Origin of the sequence: Acidiphilium multivorum AIU301, from assembly GCF_000202835.1 — a bacterium.
GTDB lineage: Bacteria > Pseudomonadota > Alphaproteobacteria > Acetobacterales > Acetobacteraceae > Acidiphilium > Acidiphilium multivorum.
On the sequence record NC_015186.1, the window covers coordinates 3,010,690 to 3,028,826 of the forward strand.

General features: G+C 70.9%; 17 protein-coding genes and 1 tRNA gene. 8 read left to right on the forward strand and 10 right to left on the reverse strand.

Annotated features, from left to right (window positions below):
* Positions 1-8: 8 nt before the first annotated feature.
* Genes ACMV_RS13610 through ACMV_RS13625 form a run of 4 tightly spaced genes read left to right on the forward strand, consistent with a single transcriptional unit; the run spans position 9 to position 5,297 of the window.
* Complete coding sequence (locus tag ACMV_RS13610) at positions 9-2,063, forward strand: thioredoxin domain-containing protein (RefSeq protein ID WP_013640812.1); 2,055 nt, start codon at positions 9-11, stop codon at positions 2,061-2,063.
* 41 nt (positions 2,064-2,104) lie between these two features.
* Entirely contained in the window at positions 2,105-3,187 is a 1,083-nt protein-coding gene (locus tag ACMV_RS13615) for an Mrp/NBP35 family ATP-binding protein (protein WP_013640813.1), read from the forward strand.
* 4 nt (positions 3,188-3,191) lie between these two features.
* The gene (locus tag ACMV_RS13620) at positions 3,192-3,659 is read left to right on the forward strand and encodes a DNA polymerase III subunit chi (RefSeq protein WP_012040038.1); all 468 of its coding nucleotides are present in this window, start codon (positions 3,192-3,194) and stop codon (positions 3,657-3,659) included.
* A 48-nt stretch (positions 3,660-3,707) separates the two neighbouring features.
* Positions 3,708-5,297 carry a tetratricopeptide repeat protein gene (locus ACMV_RS13625; protein WP_041665118.1) on the forward strand — a complete coding sequence of 530 codons (1,590 nt, stop codon included), beginning with the start codon at positions 3,708-3,710 and terminating at the stop codon, positions 5,295-5,297.
* A 7-nt stretch (positions 5,298-5,304) separates the two neighbouring features.
* Here the strand turns inward: ACMV_RS13625 and ACMV_RS13630 are convergent, their stop codons facing one another.
* Positions 5,305-6,477: a BaiN/RdsA family NAD(P)/FAD-dependent oxidoreductase gene (locus ACMV_RS13630; protein WP_013640815.1), complete on the reverse strand. Its 1,173-nt coding sequence runs from the start codon at positions 6,475-6,477 to the stop codon at positions 5,305-5,307.
* A 115-nt stretch (positions 6,478-6,592) separates the two neighbouring features.
* Here ACMV_RS13630 and ACMV_RS13635 point away from each other — a divergent pair, with 115 nt between their 5' ends.
* Together ACMV_RS13635 and ACMV_RS13640 are read left to right on the forward strand one after the other, a co-directional pair.
* Entirely contained in the window at positions 6,593-7,519 is a 927-nt protein-coding gene (locus ACMV_RS13635) for a LysR family transcriptional regulator (protein ID WP_231844425.1), read from the forward strand.
* Between the two features lie 48 nt (positions 7,520-7,567).
* Positions 7,568-8,656: an MraY family glycosyltransferase gene (locus tag ACMV_RS13640; protein WP_007422536.1), complete on the forward strand. Its 1,089-nt coding sequence runs from the start codon at positions 7,568-7,570 to the stop codon at positions 8,654-8,656.
* A gap of 12 nt (positions 8,657-8,668) precedes the next feature.
* Here ACMV_RS13640 and ACMV_RS13645 read toward each other — a convergent pair whose 3' ends face one another.
* The 9 genes from ACMV_RS13645 to ACMV_RS13680 all read right to left on the reverse strand — a co-directional run bounded on the left by ACMV_RS13645 (position 8,669) and on the right by ACMV_RS13680 (position 16,476).
* Positions 8,669-9,028 carry an EamA family transporter gene (locus ACMV_RS13645; RefSeq protein ID WP_012040042.1) on the reverse strand — a complete coding sequence of 120 codons (360 nt, stop codon included), beginning with the start codon at positions 9,026-9,028 and terminating at the stop codon, positions 8,669-8,671.
* Complete coding sequence (locus ACMV_RS13650) at positions 9,018-10,058, reverse strand: glycosyltransferase family 2 protein (protein ID WP_013640817.1); 1,041 nt, start codon at positions 10,056-10,058, stop codon at positions 9,018-9,020. The genes ACMV_RS13645 and ACMV_RS13650 overlap by 11 nt, the downstream gene beginning before the upstream one ends.
* Positions 10,059-10,094: 36 nt before the next feature.
* Complete coding sequence (locus ACMV_RS13655) at positions 10,095-11,588, reverse strand: DUF2142 domain-containing protein (protein ID WP_013640818.1); 1,494 nt, start codon at positions 11,586-11,588, stop codon at positions 10,095-10,097.
* 400 nt (positions 11,589-11,988) lie between these two features.
* Positions 11,989-12,132 (reverse strand): hypothetical protein, encoded by a 144-nt coding sequence (locus tag ACMV_RS20895; RefSeq protein ID WP_154653546.1) that lies wholly within the window; start codon positions 12,130-12,132, stop codon positions 11,989-11,991.
* Positions 12,133-12,258: 126 nt separating this feature from the next.
* Positions 12,259-12,332: transfer RNA gene (locus ACMV_RS13660), tRNA-Gly, on the reverse strand.
* 17 nt (positions 12,333-12,349) lie between these two features.
* Entirely contained in the window at positions 12,350-13,624 is a 1,275-nt protein-coding gene (gene otnK, locus ACMV_RS13665) for a 3-oxo-tetronate kinase (RefSeq protein WP_013640819.1), read from the reverse strand.
* Complete coding sequence (gene otnI / locus ACMV_RS13670) at positions 13,621-14,394, reverse strand: 2-oxo-tetronate isomerase (protein ID WP_013640820.1); 774 nt, start codon at positions 14,392-14,394, stop codon at positions 13,621-13,623. The genes otnK and otnI overlap by 4 nt, the downstream gene beginning before the upstream one ends.
* Before the next feature lie 27 nt (positions 14,395-14,421).
* Positions 14,422-15,333, reverse strand: a complete 912-nt coding sequence (gene ltnD / locus ACMV_RS13675; protein WP_012040055.1) for an L-threonate dehydrogenase — start codon at positions 15,331-15,333, stop codon at positions 14,422-14,424.
* A 45-nt stretch (positions 15,334-15,378) separates the two neighbouring features.
* Positions 15,379-16,476, reverse strand: a complete 1,098-nt coding sequence (locus tag ACMV_RS13680; RefSeq protein ID WP_013640821.1) for a LacI family DNA-binding transcriptional regulator — start codon at positions 16,474-16,476, stop codon at positions 15,379-15,381.
* A 117-nt stretch (positions 16,477-16,593) separates the two neighbouring features.
* Here ACMV_RS13680 and ACMV_RS13685 point away from each other — a divergent pair, with 117 nt between their 5' ends.
* Together ACMV_RS13685 and otnC are read left to right on the forward strand one after the other, a co-directional pair.
* On the forward strand, positions 16,594-17,502 hold the full coding sequence (locus ACMV_RS13685; RefSeq protein ID WP_007423222.1) for an NAD(P)-dependent oxidoreductase: 909 nt from the start codon (positions 16,594-16,596) through the stop codon (positions 17,500-17,502).
* Positions 17,499-18,134 carry a 3-oxo-tetronate 4-phosphate decarboxylase gene (gene otnC, locus ACMV_RS13690; RefSeq protein ID WP_013640822.1) on the forward strand — a complete coding sequence of 212 codons (636 nt, stop codon included), beginning with the start codon at positions 17,499-17,501 and terminating at the stop codon, positions 18,132-18,134. The genes ACMV_RS13685 and otnC overlap by 4 nt, the downstream gene beginning before the upstream one ends.
* The last annotated feature ends 3 nt before the right edge of the window (positions 18,135-18,137 follow it).

Consider the following 18,137-nt stretch of genomic DNA (forward strand, 5'->3'; position numbering starts at 1 on the left):
GCAGCTCCATGTCCAGCACGCTCGACCGCAACACCCTCGCCGACGCCACCTCGCCCTATCTGCTCCAGCACGCCGACAATCCGGTCCACTGGCAGATGTGGTCGGACGCGACGCTGGCGGCAGCACGGGCGGCGAACAGGCTGATCCTGCTCTCGATCGGCTATGCCGCCTGCCACTGGTGCCACGTGATGGCGCATGAGAGCTTCGAGGACCCGGCGACGGCGGCGCTGATGAACCGGCTCTACGTCAACATCAAGGTCGATCGCGAGGAACGGCCGGACATCGACGGCATCTACATGACCGCGGTGCAGGCGATGGGCGAGCAGGGCGGCTGGCCGCTCACCGTGATCATGACGCCGGATGGCGCGCCGATCTTCGGCGGCACCTATTTCCCGCCCGAGCCGCGCTGGGGCCGGCCCTCGTTCCGGCAGGTGCTGGAAATGGTCGCCGATGCCTGGAAAAAGGACGGCGAGAAATTCGCCCGCAGCGGCGCCTCGCTGCTCAGGCGCATCGCCGCCCATGCCGAGCTGAAGCCCGGCGCGCCGATCGCCCCCGGCGACCTCGCGGCGGTGACCGAGCGGTTCCTCGGCATGATGGACTGGGAGGAAGGCGGGCTGCGCGGCGCGCCGAAATTCCCCAACGCGCCGATCTTCCGCTTCCTCTGGGGCGAATATGCCCGCACCGGCCGGCACGAGGCGGGCGCGGTCGTCGCGCTGATGCTCGCGCGGATGGCCCAGGGCGGCATCTGCGACCATCTCGGCGGCGGCTTCGCCCGCTACGCCACCGATGAAAGCTGGCTGGTGCCGCATTTCGAGAAGATGCTCTACGACAACGCGCAGCTGCTCGACCTGCTCGCCCTCGCCCATGCCGCCGAGCCGGACCTGCTGCTGGCCGCCCGCGCCGCCGAACTGGTCGAGTGGCTGCGGCGGGACATGCGGGCGCGGCACGACCCCGCGCCGGACGGCACCCTCGCCTTCGCCGCCTCGGAAGACGCCGATTCCGAGGGCGAGGAAGGCAAGTTCTATGTCTGGACGCGCGACGAGATCGCATCCGTGCTCGGGGCGGAGATGGCGCTGTTCGAGGATCACTACCCCTGCCCCGCCGCCGGCAACTGGGAGGGCAAGCTGATCCTCACCCGTGCCACGCACCCCGAACACCCCGAGACAGAGGCGCGCCTCGCCGCCCTGCGCGCCCGCCTGTTCGCCGCCCGCGAAGGCAGGGTCCGCCCCGGCTGGGACGACAAGATCCTGGCCGACTGGAACGGCCTCGCCATCGCCGCCCTCGCGCGGGCGAGCGCGGTCTTCGCCCGGCCTGACTGGCTCGATCTCGCCATCGCGGCGCACGGTGCCGTCACCGCCCTGCTCGGCCGCGAGGACGGGCGGTTCGACCATGCGATCCGCCGGGGCAGGATCTCGGCCTCCGGCCTGCTCGACGACCAGGCGGCGATGCTGCGCGCCACCCTGGCCCTCTACCAGGCGACCGGGCGCGCCGCCTATCTCGACCACGCGGAACGGATCGCCGCGGCGACGCTGGCCGCCTTCGGCGACGGCCAGGGCGGGCTTCATCTCACCGCCGCGGACGCGGCCGACCTGCCCGGCGGCATTCGCCCGCGCGCCTCGTTCGACAACGCGACCCCCTCCGGCGCCGGCCTGTTCGCCGAGGGGCTGGCGATCCTGCATCACCTGACCGGCAGCGCCGCGCATCGCGACGCGGCGGCAGCGCTGATCGGCGCGCATACCGGCGAGCGGCGCGCCCTTTCCGCCTTCCCCACCCTGCTCGGCGCGGCGGCGCTACTGGAGGAGGGGGCGAGCGTCGTCATCGTCGGCGATGCCGCCGATCCGCGCTTCGCCGCACTGCACCGCGCCGCCCTCGCCCATTTCGACCCGGCGATGGTGGTGCTGCCGGTGGGCGATGCCACGTCGCTGCCGGACGACCACCCGGCGCATGGCAAGAGTGCCGCCGAACCCGCCGCCTTCGTCTGCCGCGCCCAGGTCTGCTCGCTGCCGGTGAGCGACCCGGCGCTGCTGCGCGGCCAGATTTCCCAACGCGCCGGCGTGGCGTAAACCCGACCACAGGCTGACCCAGAGGCTGACAAGGACAGATCATGGCTGCGATAGACGAAACTGCGGTGCGCGCGCGCATCGGCGCCTTCCGGACGGCGGAGGGCGCGGGCATTCCCGCCGGCATGGTGGACAGCGTCGCCACCCGCGAGGGGCTGGTGCAGGTGGCGCTGATGGTGGCGAAGGCGGATGCCGCGCGGCAGGAGCCGATGCGCCGGGCGCTGGAGGCCGATCTCGCCGCGATGCCGGGCGTGCGCAACGCGACGGTGATGTTCACCGCCCCGCGCGCCGCCACCCCGCAACCACAGGCCCAAGCGCAGGAGCCGGGCACGCTGCTCGGCCAGGTGGGCTCGATCGTCGCGGTGGCTTCCGGCAAGGGCGGGGTCGGGAAATCGACCGTCGCGGTCAATCTCGCGGTGGCGCTGGCGCGGCAGGGCAAGCGCGTCGGCCTGCTCGACGCCGACATCTACGGCCCCTCGCTGCCGCGCATGCTCGGCACGAAGGGCAAACCCGAGATGGCGGGCAACAAGCTCGTGCCGATCGAGGCCTGGGGGCTGAAGGCGATCTCGATCGGCCATGTCGTCGAGGAGGAAACCGCGATGGTCTGGCGCGGGCCGATGGTGCTCAACGCGCTGACCCAGCTGATGACGCAGGTGGCCTGGCCCGAGCTGGATGTCATGGTGCTCGACCTGCCGCCCGGCACCGGCGACGTGCAGCTCACCCTCGCCCAGCGGCTGAAACTCGCCGGCGCGGTGATCGTCTCCACCCCGCAGGACATCTCGCTGCTCGATGCGCGGCGCGGCATCTCGATGTTCCGCCAGGTGCGGGTGCCGATCCTCGGCGTGGTCGAGAACATGAGCTTCTTCTGCTGCCCGAATTGCGGCACGCGGACCGATATTTTCGGCCATGGCGGCGCCGAGGCCGAAGCGCAGCGGCTCGGCGTGCCCTTCCTCGGCGCGGTGCCGCTGCTGGCACCGATCCGCGAGACCTCGGATGCCGGCACGCCGATCGCCGCCAGCGCGCCGGAAAGCGAGGCCGGGCGCGCCTTCGCCGCGGTGGCCACGGCGGTGGCGGCGGGGCTCGACGGCGCCGGGCCGGCGCGCGGGCCGCGCATCGTCATCGAATGAGACGATGGCCCAGCTCGGCTTCTACCACCTGACGCGCACCGGGCTGGAGGCCGCCCTGCCCGCCCTGCTCGCCCGCACCCTCGCCGCCGGCGCGCGGGCGGTGGTGCGCGGCACCGATCCCGCCCGGATCGAGGCGCTGGACGCCGCCCTCTGGCTCGCGCCGGGGGTGGACTGGCTGCCGCACGGCACCGCCGCGATGGGTCATGGCCCCGACCAGCCGGTCTGGCTCACCACCGGCGACGACGTGCCGAACGACGCGCGGTTCCTGTTCCTGGTGGATGGCGCGACGGCGGATCTCGCCCGCTTCGAGCGGGTGTTCGACCTGTTCGACGGCAACGACCCCGATGCGGTGGCCGCCGCGCGCGCCCGCTGGAAGGCCGCGCGCGCCGCCGGCCACGCGCTGACCTACTGGCAGCAGGGCGAGACCGGCTGGATCAGGCAGGCGGAAGTCGCGCCGGAAACCTCGCGTTAAGGCTTTCATGCGAATCTCGCGGCGAAAGACCAAGAGGGTCCGCCGCCGATGGATTCACACGCCAGAGACATGTTCGACGAAGGCAACGCCGCCTTCAACGCCGGCCGGTACGACGATGCGGCGGCGGCCTTCGCGTCCTGCCTCGCGCGCGAGCCGGACCGGGTGGAGGCGCTGTACAATCGCGGCAACGCGTTGCAGAAGGCTGGCCGGCTGATCGAGTCGGTGGAGAGCTATCTGACCTGCGTGCGCATGGCCCCCGATTTCGCCCCCGTCTATTGCGCCCTGGCGGAAGCCCTGCGCGGCCTCCGCATGTTCGGCGACGCCAAGGCCATGGCGCAGGAGGCCGCAGCGCGGATGCCCCGCGATGTCGACACGCTGATCTGCCTCGCCGGCAAGCATTTCGATCTCGGCGAATTCCCCGAGGCGGCGCGGTTCTATGGCGAGGCGCTGGCGCTCGATCCCCTGCATGCGGGCGTGCTCAACAATCTGGCGAACGCGCTGCACTGCGTCGGCCAGGTCGACGCCGCGCTGGTGATGCACGAGCGCTGCTACCGGCTGGAGCCCGACAACCCGACCTGGCGCTACAACCGCGCGCTCGCGATGCTGGCGGCGGGCGATTTCAAACGCGGCTGGGCCGAGCATGAATGGCGCCGGCGCGAGCCGGTGGCCCCGCAGGCCGGGCCGCTCTGGCGCGGCGAGGATCCCGCCGGCCGCCGCATCCTGCTGGTGGCCGAACAAGGGCTGGGCGACACGCTGCAATTCGTCCGCTACGCGCCGCTGGTCGCCGCGCGGGGCGCCACGGTCGTGCTCGAAGCCCAGCCGGGGCTGGAGCGGCTGCTGCGCTCGGTGCCCGGCGTTGCCGAGGTGGTTCCGCGCGGCGCCAGCGCGCCCACCGACATGCACTGCCTGCTGATGAGCCTGCCCTGGCTGTTCGGCACCACGGTACAGACCATCCCGGCGACCTTGCCCTATCTCGCCCCGCCGGACGCGCTGCGGACCGCCTGGGCGACCCGGGTCGGCGACGAGCCGCGCCTGCGCGTCGGGCTGGTCTGGGCCGGCGGAGCGCGCCCCGACGATATCGACTGCGAGGTCATCGACCGCAGGCGCTCGATCGGCAATCCCGCCCTGCTGTCGCGCCTCGCCGAGGTGCCGGGGGTGCGGTTCTACAACCTGCAAAAGGACCGCGCCGGGTTGCCCGCGGAGCTCGACGCGGTCGACCTGATGGGTGGGGTCGCGGATTTCGCGGATACCGCGGCGCTGGTCGCGCAGCTCGACCTGGTGATCGCGGTCGATACCTCCGTGGCCCATCTTGCCGGCGCGATGGGCAAGCCGGTCTGGATGCTGTCCCGCCGGGACGGCTGCTGGCGCTGGATGCAGGATCGCGAGGATACCCCCTGGTACCCGACGATGCGGATCTATCGCCAGCGCACGCAGGGCGACTGGACCGAGGTGCTCGGCCGGGTGGCGACGGATCTGCGGGCCCTCGCGGCAGCGCACCAGCCGCGCCGCGCGGCACCCGCCGCACCCGCAGATCCGGCAACCGCCCCGGCAACCGCCCCCGCAGCGCCGCGCACGGCCAAGATAACCGGCGCCGGCAACGGGCCGATCCTGCGGGGGCCCGCACGAATTCCGGCCTGATTGACCGTCAGGCGGCGCTGCCGGCGGCCCAGCCGCTCGCCCAGGCCCACTGGAAATTGTAACCGCCGAGCCAGCCGGTGACATCCACCGCCTCGCCGACCACGAAAAGGCCGGGCACGCCCGTCGCCGCCAGGGTCCGCTGCGACAGGCCGGCCGTGTCCACCCCGCCGGCGGTGACCTCGGCCTTCACATAGCCTTCCGTTCCCGCGGGAACGATCCGCCAGGACTTGAGCCGGGCGCCGAGGTCGAGCAGCGCGCGGTCGGCGATGGCCGCGACCGGGCCGGGAGGCAGCGCGGCGGGCATGAACGCATCCGCCATGCGCTGCGGCATCACCCCGCCGAGCAGCGTGCGCAGCGCGGATTTCGGCGCCTCGCGCTTGCGGCGGAGCAGAAAATCCGGGCCTTGGTCGGGCAGCAGATCGATCCCCACCGTCATCCCCTCGCGCCAGGCGGTCGAGACTTGCAGGATCGCGGGGCCGGACAGGCCGCGATGGGTGAACAGCATCGCCTCGCGGAAGCGGGCACGGCCGCAGGCGGCGACGACCGGTTGCGACACGCCGGCCAGCGGGGTGGCGCGGGCGCGTTCCTCCCCCTCCAGCACGAAGGGCACCAGCGCCGGGCGCGGGGCGACGATGCGAAGGCCGAAGCGGGCGGCGAGGTCGTGGGCGAAGCCGGTCGCGCCGAGTTTCGGGATCGACAGGCCGCCGGTCGCGAGGATCAGCGATCCGGCGGCGAACGGGCCGGCCGAGGTGTCGAGGCGGAAGTCGGGCCCGCCGCCGACCTCGGTGATGGTGCAGAGCGTGCGGATTTCCACGCCGGCGGCCGCGCATTCGGCGAGCAGCATGGCGACGATGGCGCGGGCCGGCCCATCGCAGAACAGCTGGCCGAGCGTCTTCTCGTGCCAGGCGATGCGGTGCGCCTCGACCATGGCGAGAAAGTCGCGCGGCGAAAACCCGGCGAGCGCCGAGGCGCAGAACCGCCGGTTCTCCGAGAAGAAGCGGTCCGGCGCGGTATGGATGTTCGTGAAGTTGCAGCGCCCGCCGCCCGAAATCAGGATCTTGCGGCCCGCTTCCGGCGCATGGTCGAGCACCAGCACGCGGCGGCCGCGCCGCCCGGCGGCGATGGCGGCCATCAGCCCGGCGGCCCCAGCGCCCAGAATGATCACGTCGAACTGCCGCATTCCCGCTCCCAGGGCACCAACCGAAGCGCCCGCCTTAAAGCAGGATGGCGAAAGAGCAAAAATTTGAAACGCTTAATTTGCCGGAGGAAAAATTAAGCGTTACTTTCATCGGATGATGAACATCACGCTTCGGCAGATGCGCGCCGTCGCCGCACTCGGCCGCCACGGTTCGGTGACGCGGGCGGCGGGCGACCTGCATGTGTCCCCGCCGGCGGTAACGCTGCAGATCAAGGCGATCGAGGACCAGCTCGGCGTGCCTCTGGTCGAGCGCTCGACCGGCGGCATGGCGCTGACCGCGGCGGGGCGGATCGTCGCCGAGTCGGCCGCGCGGATCGAGGCGGTGCTGCGCGAGACCGAGGCCGGCATCGCGGCGTTGAGCGGGGCGGAGCGCGGGGCCGTGCATGTCGGCATCATCAGCACGGCGAAATACTACGCGCCGCGCGCCCTCGCCGCCTTCGCCGCCGCGCATCCGGGGATCGAGCTCAAGCTGACGGTCGGCAATCGCGACGAGATCATCGCCGGCCTCGCGCAGCATGACGTCGATCTCGCGATCATGGGCCGGCCGCCGACCGACATGAAGGTGATCGCCGACCTGATCGGCGACCATCCGCACGTGGTGATCGCCCCACCGGGCCACCGCCTCGCGGGGCGGCGCGACATTCCGCCGGCGGAACTGAACGACGAGGTGCTGCTGGTGCGCGAGGCCGGCAGCGGCACGCGCCGGCTGATGGAGGATTACGCCGCCGCCGCCGGCATTTCGCCGCGCATCGGCATGCAGATCGGCAGCAACGAGACGATCAAGCAGGCCGTCATGGCCGGGCTCGGCATCGCGTTCCTCTCGGCGCACACCGTCGACGCCGAGCTGCGCGACGGCCGGCTGGCGCGGCTCGACATCCGGGGCACGCCGGTGGTGCGGCAGTGGTATGCGGTGCATCTCGCGGAACGGACGACGATGCCCGCCTCGGCCACGCTGCTCGGCTTCCTGCGGGAGAACGGCGCCGCGTTCATGCCCGGCACCGGGGCGGCCGCAAACAGCGGGTGAGCGGACGCAATTGATGCCGGCCCGAACTTCGGTCATGGTCCGCGCCGCATGAACACGGTTCCCTATTTCGCCCATCCGGGCATTGCGACACTCGCCCTGCCGCGCCATCTCGCGCTGTTCGCCGGCCTCGCGCTGTTTTCAGGCTTCGTCGTGCGGCTGATGATCGCCATCGGCGTTCCCGACCGGCCGGACGCCCGCAAGGCGCACACCAGGGTGATGCCGAAATCCGGCGGCGTCGGCATCGTCGGCGCCTTCATGCTCGGCATCCTGCTGCTGTACCGCTACGGCCATGTCTCGCGCCTCGCGGCTCCGGTGTTTCTCGGGGTGATCGCGGCGGCCGCGCTCATCGCGGCCGTTTCGCTGCTCGACGACCTGAAGGATTTTCCCTTCGCGGTGAAGCTGGGGGCGCAGTGCGTCGCCGCCGTGGTCGCGGTGGGATCGGGGATTTCGGCGGTGCGGTTCGACCTGCCGCTGATCGGTGGGGTGGCGCTTGGCGCGGCGGGGCCGGTGCTCTCGGTCGGCTGGATCCTGTTCGTCACCAATGCGATGAACTTCATCGACGGGCTGGACGGTCTCGCGGCCGGCACGACGCTGGTCACCTGCCTGTTCCTCGCCGGCATCGCCGGGCTGCATGGCGGCTTCTTCGTCTACACCACGGCCCTGCTGCTGGCCGGCGGCGTGGCCGGGTTCCTGCCGTTCAACTGGCCGCGCGCGCGGATTTTCATGGGCGATGTCGGCAGCCAGTTCTGCGGTTTCATGCTGGCGGTGCTGGGGCTCGCGGCGACGCATTACCAGCACGTCCCGCTCTCGTTCCTCGTGGTGCCGCTGCTGCTCTCGGGCGTGCTGCTGGATGTGAGCTTCACCCTCGCGCGGCGGGCCCTGGCCGGCAGGAACCTCGCGCGGGCGCATCGCGGGCATCTGTATCAGGTCGCCCACCGCGCCGGGGTCGATCCGCGGATCGTCGCGGTGGTCTACTGGGGGTTCGCGGCGTTCGGCGGCGTTGTGGTGATCGGGTTCCTCAACGCGGCGACGGCGTGGAAGCCGCTGGTGGTCTTCGCGCCGCTGCTCCCCTTCGCGCTCTGGGCCGGCTTCGTCATCCGCAGGGCGCGCGCGGTGAACCTCGGCGACTGGGGATAGGCGAAGGCGCGATCAGCCGGAGCTGCCGAGCTGCGTCACCAGGATGCCGGCCACGATCAGCAGCGCGCCGAGCCAGAAGATCGGGCGGATCGCATCGCCATAGACGGCGCGCGACGCCAGCGGAACCAGGACGACGCCCAGCGCGACATAGGGATAGGCCCGGCTGAGCGGCACGCGCGAGAGGATCCAGATCCAGATCAGCGTCGCGATGCCGTAAAGCGCGAGCGCCGCGTAGAGCGCCGGCGCGCGCAGCAGCACGGGCACGCCGCTGGCCAGGGAATGGCCGCGCAGGTCCAGCCCCACCTTGCGGAACAGGAGCTGGCCGCTCGCCATCAGCAGCGTGAACAGCAGCAGAATCAGGTTATCGATCACCTTCGTCCTCGCCTGCGGACAGAAACGGGTGGAGCGCGCGCCGCGGCACCGACAGAATGTCGTAATTGATGAAGGACAGGATCATCTGCAGTCCGGCGATGATGGGCAGCGCGCTCAGCATGACCGTGCCCGAACTGGTGATGATGCCGCGGGAGGCGTTGATGGCCCAGTTCCACGCGCCGAAGATCACGCCGAACACCAGGATCAGCGCACCGAATGCCAGTTCGAGCGTGGCGATCGAGAAGTCGCGCAGGACGTAGTTGTAGACGATCCGCTTGGCGAAGTTGCGCGCATGCCCGGCAAGGAAGGCGGGAATCACGCGGAATATCCGCAGATGGCTGCGCTCCTCGCCATAAACCGCCGTCATCGGGATATCGATCACCGCCGCCCTGATCGTGCCGAGCCGGAACAGCAGGTCGGATTCGAAGAAATAGCGCGGGGCGATGCGCTCCAGCGGAAGCTGCGCCAGCGTTCGCGCATGGACCGCGGTGTAGCCGTTGGTCGGGTCGAAGATGTTCCAGTAGCCGGACGAGAGCTTGGTCATGAACGACAGCACCGCATTGCCGGCGAGCCGCACCGCCGGCATCGACCGCACGTCCTCGGGATTGAAGAAGCGGTTGCCCTTCGCGTAGTCGGCGGTTCCATCGAGGATCGGCCGCACGAAGCGGGGCAGCAGGCGCGGGTCCATCTGGCCGTCGCCGTCGATCTTCACGAGAATGTCGCAGCCATCCGCCATGGCCTGACGGTAGCCGGTGATGGTCGCGAGGCCGACCCCGCCATTATCCTGGCGGCGGATGACCCTCACCCGCGCATCGGCGCAATGCGCCTGCACGAAATCCCCCGACCGGTCGGGGCAGCGGTCGTCGACGACATAGATCGCCGCAACCTCGGGGCCGATCCGCGCCAGCACGTCGAGGATATGCGCGGTCACGCGATAGCTCGGAATGACGACGGCGATCCGCGCCACCCGCGGCGGCGGCGGGCCCGGCGAGCGCGACCGGAGCGGCTCCTGCGGCCAGTTGTCCATCATGCCGGATCTCGTGGAGTGTGGGCCACGGGATGCCGCCTACCAGAACCTGTGCCGGATCACCGCCGGCAGCACGGCGATGTCGACGGCCGACAGGATCAGGACCGGGGCGACCAGGACGAACCCGAGCGCGGCCGAGAGCGGCGCCGGCAGGGCGGATGCCCGCCATCGCGGCGACGGGCGCGGAACCAGCAGCGGAACGAAGGGAACCAGCGGCAGGAAATACCGCCCCTGGACGCCCATGAGCATCGTCGCGCCGACCGGCGTCCATGACACATACAGCGACAGGCAGACCGCGATCACGCTGGCCAGCACGAGCGACAGGGTGAAGCCGCCATCGGGCAGCGTCCAGCGCCGCGCCCCGCGGCGCTGCATGAGCGGCACGGCGCAGCAGGCCAGCAGCAGGGCGACCAGCCAGGCCTCGCGCAGCCAGGATGGAATCGGAACGTTCAGCCAGCCGAGATCACCGATGAACTCGGCCACCAGCACATTGAAATAGGTCTCGACATAGCGGACCGGTATCGCCACGATCTGCGCCGGGTGGGCGAGCAGGACATGCAGGTTCGCCATCACGTCGATGCTGTCGAACATCTGGCCGGGACGGCCGGGCCAGAGCGGTCCGGCCGGGTAGGGCGTGACGTCGCGCGGCACGAAGCTCGTCCGCATCATCACGGCAAGCCAGATCGTGGCGGGAATCCCGCACAGCCCGGCCGCGACGAGCCGCCGCCACAGGCCGCGCTCCATCACCGGCATCGCGGCGCAGAACACCAGCAGGCCATAGGGCGGCTTCGAGCAGACCATGATCGCGAGCAGCCCCGCCGCCAGCCAGCGGAACGCCGGCCGCGTGGCCGGGTCGTGGGTGAGCAGGGCGCCGGCGAGCGCGCAGGTGGCGATGATCATGCCGTCCTGGTTGAAGGACGCCGCGAGCGAAACCGTCATCGGCAGGCTGAGCAGCGCGAACAGCAGCACCGCGCCGAACCGCGCGATGAACAGGGCGAGCGCGCCCAGCGTGAGATAACCCAGCAGCATGAAGACGCGGCCGAGATAAAGCGCGCCGAGCGGACGCAGCCCGATCAGCCGCCCCGCCGCGATCCCCAGCGCGCCGGGCATGTACAGCACCGGGAGATATTCGATGCTCCCGCTCGCCACGAAATAGACGGGCGGGCCGGAAGACCAGGGTATCGCCGCCGCCCTGGCGCGGTCCGCCGGGGTCAGGAGCCGATGCCGGAGCGGGCGGAATTCCGACAGGCTGGCGCGGAGGACCCCGTCATTCACGAAAAGACCCGAGACCTGCGTATGGCCGATGACCGCACGGTGACCAAGAATGTCGAAATCGAGCAGCCCGGCGGCCCGGGCGATATGCGACGGCTCGTCCGCCACCTCGCCCATCGGGGTCGCATAGACCAGGCGCAATCCGCACCAGCCGCTGAGAAACACGAATGTCGCGACAAGGAACAAACGGCGGGCGTCGGGCCGCGACGAACCGAAATCGATCCGCATGCGGAAGACATGGCCCGGCAACAGGTCCGGCATCTCGAACTCCAAATATCTTCGGGCCCGCCTGGCGCCGGCCGTCGTGAAATGGCGGAGTGGCTTTCCGCGGTAACGTTAATGCAAATGACAATACCAGCCGATTGGGCAGAATGGCAAACGGTCCGTCAGTAGCGCGGAAACCCCCGAATCGCGCCGCGTCTTGCCTGCGCGAACCGGATCGCCGAAAGGTGGGATCATTCGGAGAGACAGATTGATGCGACGGCTATACGTGCAGCGGTGAATCGCGGAGCGCGCGGCCTTTCTGGTCCTGGAGCATCATCCGATCGGATAAAGACACTCTGATGATCAACATCATGGAGCACGATCAGATCCGGAACGGTCGGATCGTGCTCCGGGGGCGCCGCTGCCGTTATCGTGCCGGACCGACGCCAACCGCGATCTACAGGACGATCACCTGCAAGCGCCCTTCGCGGCGCTGGACGGTCTTGCCGGCGCCACGACGCTGTCCGAAGCCGGCACGACCCATGACGACATCCCGAGCACCGGCCTCGCGCGGCTCGGCGCGGCGCGCTTCAGACGCCATTTCACGACCCGGTCCTCCCGCCGCGACCGAACGGACAATGGAGCGCCCGGCAGCACGCGTCCCGACCCGAAACAAGCCGGGTCATCACAGCGGCGGCAATTCGGGCAGGAAGCAAGGGGATCGCGCTGGAGCGGGTAGCGGGAATCGAACCCGCACGTTCAGCTTGGGAAGCTGACAGGCTACCATTACATCATACCCGCATGGCGCGAGCCGAGATTTAGTCCGCGCCGGGCGTCGGCGCAACTCCCATGGCGGCGAGGGCGCGGGGGAAAAAATCGGGGCCACCGAAATTGCCGGATTTGAGGGCGAAGAGACGCGGCTCGGGCTCGATGCTGCGCAGCAGCGGCACGCCGGGGGCGATTTCGGCGCCGATCTCGAAGGCGGGGATGCCGAGACGGTCGACGATCGCGCCCGAGGTTTCACCGCCGGCGACGATCAGGCGGCGCACACCGCGATCGGCGAGCCCCGCGGCGAGGGTGGCGAGGGCGGCTTCGATCCGCGCGCCGACCTCGGCGCCATGGGCGGATTTCAGCGCCGCGACCGCTTCCGGCGTCGCCGAGCTGGCGAGCAGGACGGGGCCGGAATCGAGCAGTTCACCGGCCCAGTCGAGGGCGGCGGACATGTCGCCCGCGAGCAGGGAGTCGGCGTCGAGATGGCAGATCGGTATCCGCCCCCTCACCGCCGCGATCTGGTCCAGCGTCGCCGCCGAGCAGCTGCCGGCGATGATTGCGGCCGGCCCTTCCGGCGCGGGGAAATCGGGGGCGGCGGCCGGTGCGGCGCCGCCGGCGATGGCGCGGGCGAGGCCGAGGCCGAGGCCGGACGCGCCGGTCGAGACCGGGCGGCGCAGCGCCGCCTCGCCCAGGGCGAGAAGATGCCGCTCGGCGATGGCATCGACGATGCAGGCCCCCCTGCCCTCGCCCAAAGCCGCATCGAGCGCCGCCGAAATCGCCGCCGCCCCGCGCTCGACGACCTCGAACGGCACGAGGCCGACCGGGCGGGATGACTGGCGGGCGAGCACGCGGAGGAGGTTGGAATCCCGCATCGGGTTGAGCGGATGGTCCTTGAGCGGGCTTTCGGCGAGCGGCACGGCGCCGACGAAGAGATGCCCCTGGTAGACGGTGCGGCCGGTTTCGGGAAAGGCCGGGCAGACCGGCACGGAGAGGCCGCCGGCACGGGCCGCCAGCGCCTCGGTCACCGGGCCGATATTGCCCGCGTCGGTCGAATCGAAGGTGGAGCAGATTTTATACATGACATGCCCGGCCCCCCGGGCCGTGCAATACTCGGCGGCGGCGAGGGCGGCGGCGGCGGCCTCCCGCGCCGGCACCGAGCGGATCTTGAAGGCGACGACGATGGCGTCGATCTCCGGCAGGGCAAGGCCATCGGCGGGGATGCCGATGGTCTGCACCGTGCGCAGGCCGTTGCGGCTGAGCGTGTTGGCAAGGTCGGAGGCGCCGGTATAGTCGTCGGCGATGCAGGCGAGGCGCAGGCTCATCGTCCGCGCCCCGCGAACCAGGCGAGGCCGTCCTCGGTGCGGCCGCGCGGGCGGTATTCGCAGCCGACGATGCCGGCATAGCCGAGCCGGTCCAGCTCGTCGAAGAGGAAGGGATAGTTCAGCTCCTCGCCATCCGGCTCGTGGCGCGAGGGGACCGAGGCGATCTGCACATGGCCGATCTGGCGGATCAGCCGGCGCAGCCGCATCGTCACGTCGCCGTGGATGATCTGGCAGTGATAGATGTCGAACTGGAGGCGGACATTGCCGATGCCGAGGCCCGCGATGAACGCGGCCGCCGCGTCGATATCGTTGAGGAAATAGCCCGGCATGTCGCGCCCGTTGATCGGCTCCAGCAGCAGGTCGATGCCGTGATGGGCCAGCGTCTCGGCGGTGCGGATGACGGCGTCGCGATAGCGCGCGCGGGCGGCGGGGTCGGCGGGGTCGGCGATTCCGGCCATCAGGTGCAGGCGGGTCACACCCGTCGCCGCCGCATAGTCGAGCGCGCGGGCGGTGCCGGCGGCAAGCTCCTCCTCGCGGCCGGGCAGTGCGGCGAGGCCGCGCTCGCCGCCCGCCCAGTCGCCCGGCGGGAGGTTGAACAGCGCCTGGGTCAGCCCGTGCTTCGCGAGGCGGGCGCCAATTTCCTCCGGCCGGTGTTCATAGGGAAAGAGGAACTCGACGGCATCGAACCCCGCATCCGCGGCGGCGGCGAAGCGGTCGAGGAACGGAACCTCGTTGAACATCATCGAGAGATTGGCGGCGAAGCGGGGCATGGGGCCCTCCGGATCAGGCAGATGGGGTCAGGACGGTTCGGGCAGCGAGATCGGCGCGATGCGGGCGAAGAGCCGGGCGACGGAGGCATCGTCGTCCCGCCCCATGCCGGCGGCGGCGGTCATCAGGAAGAGTTGCAGCGCTTCGGAGGCCATCGGCACCGGCATCCGGCCGCGCCGCGCCATGTCGAGCACGATGCCGAGATCCTTGGTGAAGATGTCCACCGCGCTGCGCGGGGCGTAGTCGGCATCGAGAATGTGGGGGACGCGGTTCTCGAACATCCAGCTGTTGCCGGCGGAACCGGTGATCACCTCGTAGACGCGGCGCAGGTCGAGGCCCATCGAGGCGGCGAAGGCGACGGCCTCGCAGGCGGCGGCGATGTGCACGCCGGCGAGGAGCTGGTTGACCATCTTGAAGCCGGCGCCGGTGCCCGGCTCGTCGCCCAGCTCGTGGATGGTGGCGGCCATCGCGTCGAGCGCGGGGCGGGCGGCGGCGAAGGCCGCTTTGCTCCCCGAGGCCATGATGGTGAGTTTTCCCTCCGCCGCGCGGGCGGTGCCGCCGCTGATCGGCGCGTCGAGATAGTGGATGCCCATCGCCTCCAGCCGGGCGGCCAGGGCGCGGACGGCCTCCGGCGCCATCGTCGCACAGGAGATGAAGACCGCGCCCGGCGCCATCGCCGCGGCACAGCCGGCCGCGCCGAACAGCACCGCCTCGGTCTGCTCGGCATTGACGACGACGCTGACGACGATCTCCGCACCGCGCGCGGCGGCCTCGGGGGATGCGGCCGGCGCACCGCCGGCGGCAGCGAGACGCTCGAGATTGGCGGGAACGACGTCGAAGCCGCGGACCGAGAATCCGGCGCGCAGCAGGGCGGCGGCCATGCCGCCCCCCATCGAGCCGAGGCCGATGACGGCGGCCGCCCTGCCCTCGCCCGCGCTCATTGCCGTCCGTCCGCTGAAGCGATGGTCATGCCGTTCTCCTGAATCTCATGTGCTGCCGCCCGCCTCGAGCGTGAAACCGACATCGAGGCGGCGGGTGGTCGGCTCCCGCCCGGCGATCCGGGCAAGGAGCATGGCGGCGGCCTCGCGGCCGATCTGCTTGCGGGGCGAGACGATGGTGGTCAGCGTCGGCGTCGTCAGCGCCGCGATCGGCAGGCCGTTGAAGCCGGCGATGGCGATGCGGCCGGGCACGTCGGTCCCGTCGCGCCGCGCCCGCAGCAGGGCGCCGACGGCCATTTCGTCATTGGCGAAGAACAGCGCGTCGAGCGCCGGGGTGATGGCGAGCAGGTCCGGCAGCGCGTCCCAGCCGACCTGCTGGCCGCCGCCCTGCCCGGCCCCGCCCTCGCGGTCGAACAGCACGACGGCCGCCTTCCCGGCGAGTTGGCGGCGCAACCCGTCATAGCGCTGGCGGGCGCGGTAATCGTCCTTCATGCGCAGGCCGACGAAGCCGATGCGCCGGTAGCCGCGCGCGAGCAGGTGCTCGGCCATCGCGGCACCGGCCCGAACATGCGAGAGGCCGACATTCATGTCGATCGGCGCGCGGCCGGTTTCCATGAATTCGACGATGGGGATGCCGGCGTTGCGCAGCAGCGTCGCGGTGCGCGTCTCGTGCCGCAGGCCGGCGACCATCATGCCCGGCGGCGCCCAGCCGAGCAGGGTGGCGGCCAGCGCCGCCTCGTGCCCGAGATCGTAGCCGGTGCTGCCGAGCAGCATCTGGTAGCCTTGCGCCTCGACCGCTTCCTGGATGCCCTCGATCACCTCGACGAAGACGACATTGGAGAGCGAGGGCACGATGACCGGGATGACGCGGGTGCGCGCCGAGGCGAGCGCGCCGGCCATGCGGTTCGGCACGTAGCCGAGCTGCTCGACCGCCTGCTCGATGCGGCTCCGCAGGGCCGGGGAGACGGAGGCCGGATTGTTGAGCGCGCGGGAGACGGCGATCGGCGCAACCCCCGCGCCCGCCGCGACCTCGTTCAGCGTCACGGCGGCGCGCCGGCGGCGGGTGCGGCGCGGCGCCGCGCAGGCCTCGCCCGTCGCCTGTTTCGCTTCATCGGCCGTGGCACCGCGTGCGCGGGTTCCTCTCATGCCGCGACTATCGCGGAGATCGGCGTCCCATGCAAGATGGTAGCGCTGTCAGAACCTGGTTGCGCTACCACCGCGCCGCTCCTATACAGGAGCGGTCGGATATCGGGAGAAACAGGAATGTCGGGCAGCGGATCAAAACCCTCCATCGGCTTCATCGGCGTCGGCTTCATGGGCCACGGCATGGCGAAGAACATCGTCGAGGCCGGCTACGCCCTCACGGTGATGGCGCACCGCAACCGCGCCCCGGTCGAGGACCTGATCGGCCGCGGCGCGAAGGAAGCGAAAACCCCGCGCGAAATCGCCGAGGCGAGCGACATCGTGTTCCTCTGCGTCACCGGCAGCCCGCAGGTGCGCGCCGTGACCGAGGGGGAAAACGGCCTCGCCGCCGCCGGCCGGACGCTCACCATCGTCGACTGCTCGACCTCCGATCCGTCGGTCACGGTGCCGCTCGCCGAGAGCCTCGCTGCGCGCAACATCACCCTGCTCGACGCCCCGCTCGGCCGCACGCCGAAGGACGCTTGGGAAGGCACGCTCGACGTGATGATCGGCGGCGCCGCCGAGGATGTCGCCCGCGTGCGCCCGGTGATCGACACCTTCGCCCAGCGCGTGATCCATACCGGGCAGACCGGCACCGGCCACACGATGAAGCTGCTGAACAACTTCCTCTCGATGGGCTATGGCGCGCTCTATGCCGAGGCGCTGATGCTCGGCGCCAAGGCCGGGCTTTCGGCCGAGACCTTCCACAGCGTGATCGCCGGCGGGCGGATGGATTGCGGCTTCTACCAGACCTTCATGCAATACGTGGTCGGGCGCGACCGCAACGCCCACAAGTTCACGCTGAACAACGCGCTGAAGGACACCGCCTATCTCAACGCCTTCGCGGTGGCGCAGGGCGCGGCCAACCCGCTCGCCGCCGCCGTGCGCAATTCCTATGCCCAGGCGGTGGGCGCCGGGCGGGGCGACGATTTCGTGCCGATGCTGGCCGATTTCATCGCCGAGGCCAACGGGGTGAAACGGGCGGAATGAGCGAGAGCGCGCTGCGCGAGGCGATCTGCCGCTTCGGCCGGTCGCTGTTCGAGCGGGGGCTGACGCCCGGTTCCTCGGGCAATATCAGCGTGCGGCTGGAGGATGGCGGCTGGCTCTGCACGCCGACCGACGCCTCGCTCGGCTTTCTCGACCCCGCGCGCATCGCCCGGCTCGACGCGAACCGCCGGCTGGTTTCCGGCGACAAGCCGACCAAGGAAATCCCGCTGCACGACGCGCTGTACGACACGCGGCCAGAGGCCGGCGCGGTGGTGCATCTGCATTCGACCCACGCCGTCGCCCTCTCGATGCTGCCGGAGATCGACCCGGCGGAGGCGCTGCCACCGCTGACGCCGTATGTGATGATGCGCGTCGGCAAGGTGGCGCTGGTGCCGTTCCACGTGCCGGGCGACCCGGCGGTGGGCGATGCCATTCGCGGGCTCGCCGGCAAGCACAGCGCCGTGCTGCTGGCCAATCACGGCCCGGTCGTCGCCGGCACGTCGCTCCAGGCGGCGGTGTTCGCGATGGAGGAGCTGGAGGAGACGGCGAAGCTGCACCTGCTCACCCGCGGGCTCAACCCGCGGCTGCTGACGACAGAACAGCAGGCGGCGGTGCGGGCGAAATTCGGGGTCTGATCC

Bases quoted from the DNA above. Each gene is read 5' to 3' on its own strand.
- ACMV_RS13610 (WP_013640812.1), top strand. From the start codon at position 9: ATGTCCAGCACGCTCGACCGCAACACCCTCGCCGACGCCACCTCGCCC.
- ACMV_RS13615 (WP_013640813.1), top strand. From the start codon at position 2,105: ATGGCTGCGATAGACGAAACTGCGGTGCGCGCGCGCATCGGCGCCTTC.
- ACMV_RS13620 (WP_012040038.1), top strand. From the start codon at position 3,192: ATGGCCCAGCTCGGCTTCTACCACCTGACGCGCACCGGGCTGGAGGCC.
- ACMV_RS13625 (WP_041665118.1), top strand. From the start codon at position 3,708: ATGGATTCACACGCCAGAGACATGTTCGACGAAGGCAACGCCGCCTTC.
- ACMV_RS13630 (WP_013640815.1), bottom strand. From the start codon at position 6,477: ATGCGGCAGTTCGACGTGATCATTCTGGGCGCTGGGGCCGCCGGGCTG.
- ACMV_RS13635 (WP_231844425.1), top strand. From the start codon at position 6,593: ATGAACATCACGCTTCGGCAGATGCGCGCCGTCGCCGCACTCGGCCGC.
- ACMV_RS13640 (WP_007422536.1), top strand. From the start codon at position 7,568: ATGAACACGGTTCCCTATTTCGCCCATCCGGGCATTGCGACACTCGCC.
- ACMV_RS13650 (WP_013640817.1), bottom strand. From the start codon at position 10,058: ATGATGGACAACTGGCCGCAGGAGCCGCTCCGGTCGCGCTCGCCGGGC.
- ACMV_RS13655 (WP_013640818.1), bottom strand. From the start codon at position 11,588: ATGCCGGACCTGTTGCCGGGCCATGTCTTCCGCATGCGGATCGATTTC.
- ACMV_RS20895 (WP_154653546.1), bottom strand. From the start codon at position 12,132: ATGGCGTCTGAAGCGCGCCGCGCCGAGCCGCGCGAGGCCGGTGCTCGG.
- otnK (WP_013640819.1), bottom strand. From the start codon at position 13,624: ATGAGCCTGCGCCTCGCCTGCATCGCCGACGACTATACCGGCGCCTCC.
- otnI (WP_013640820.1), bottom strand. From the start codon at position 14,394: ATGCCCCGCTTCGCCGCCAATCTCTCGATGATGTTCAACGAGGTTCCG.
- ltnD (WP_012040055.1), bottom strand. From the start codon at position 15,333: ATGAGCGCGGGCGAGGGCAGGGCGGCCGCCGTCATCGGCCTCGGCTCG.
- ACMV_RS13680 (WP_013640821.1), bottom strand. From the start codon at position 16,476: ATGAGAGGAACCCGCGCACGCGGTGCCACGGCCGATGAAGCGAAACAG.
- ACMV_RS13685 (WP_007423222.1), top strand. From the start codon at position 16,594: ATGTCGGGCAGCGGATCAAAACCCTCCATCGGCTTCATCGGCGTCGGC.
- otnC (WP_013640822.1), top strand. From the start codon at position 17,499: ATGAGCGAGAGCGCGCTGCGCGAGGCGATCTGCCGCTTCGGCCGGTCG.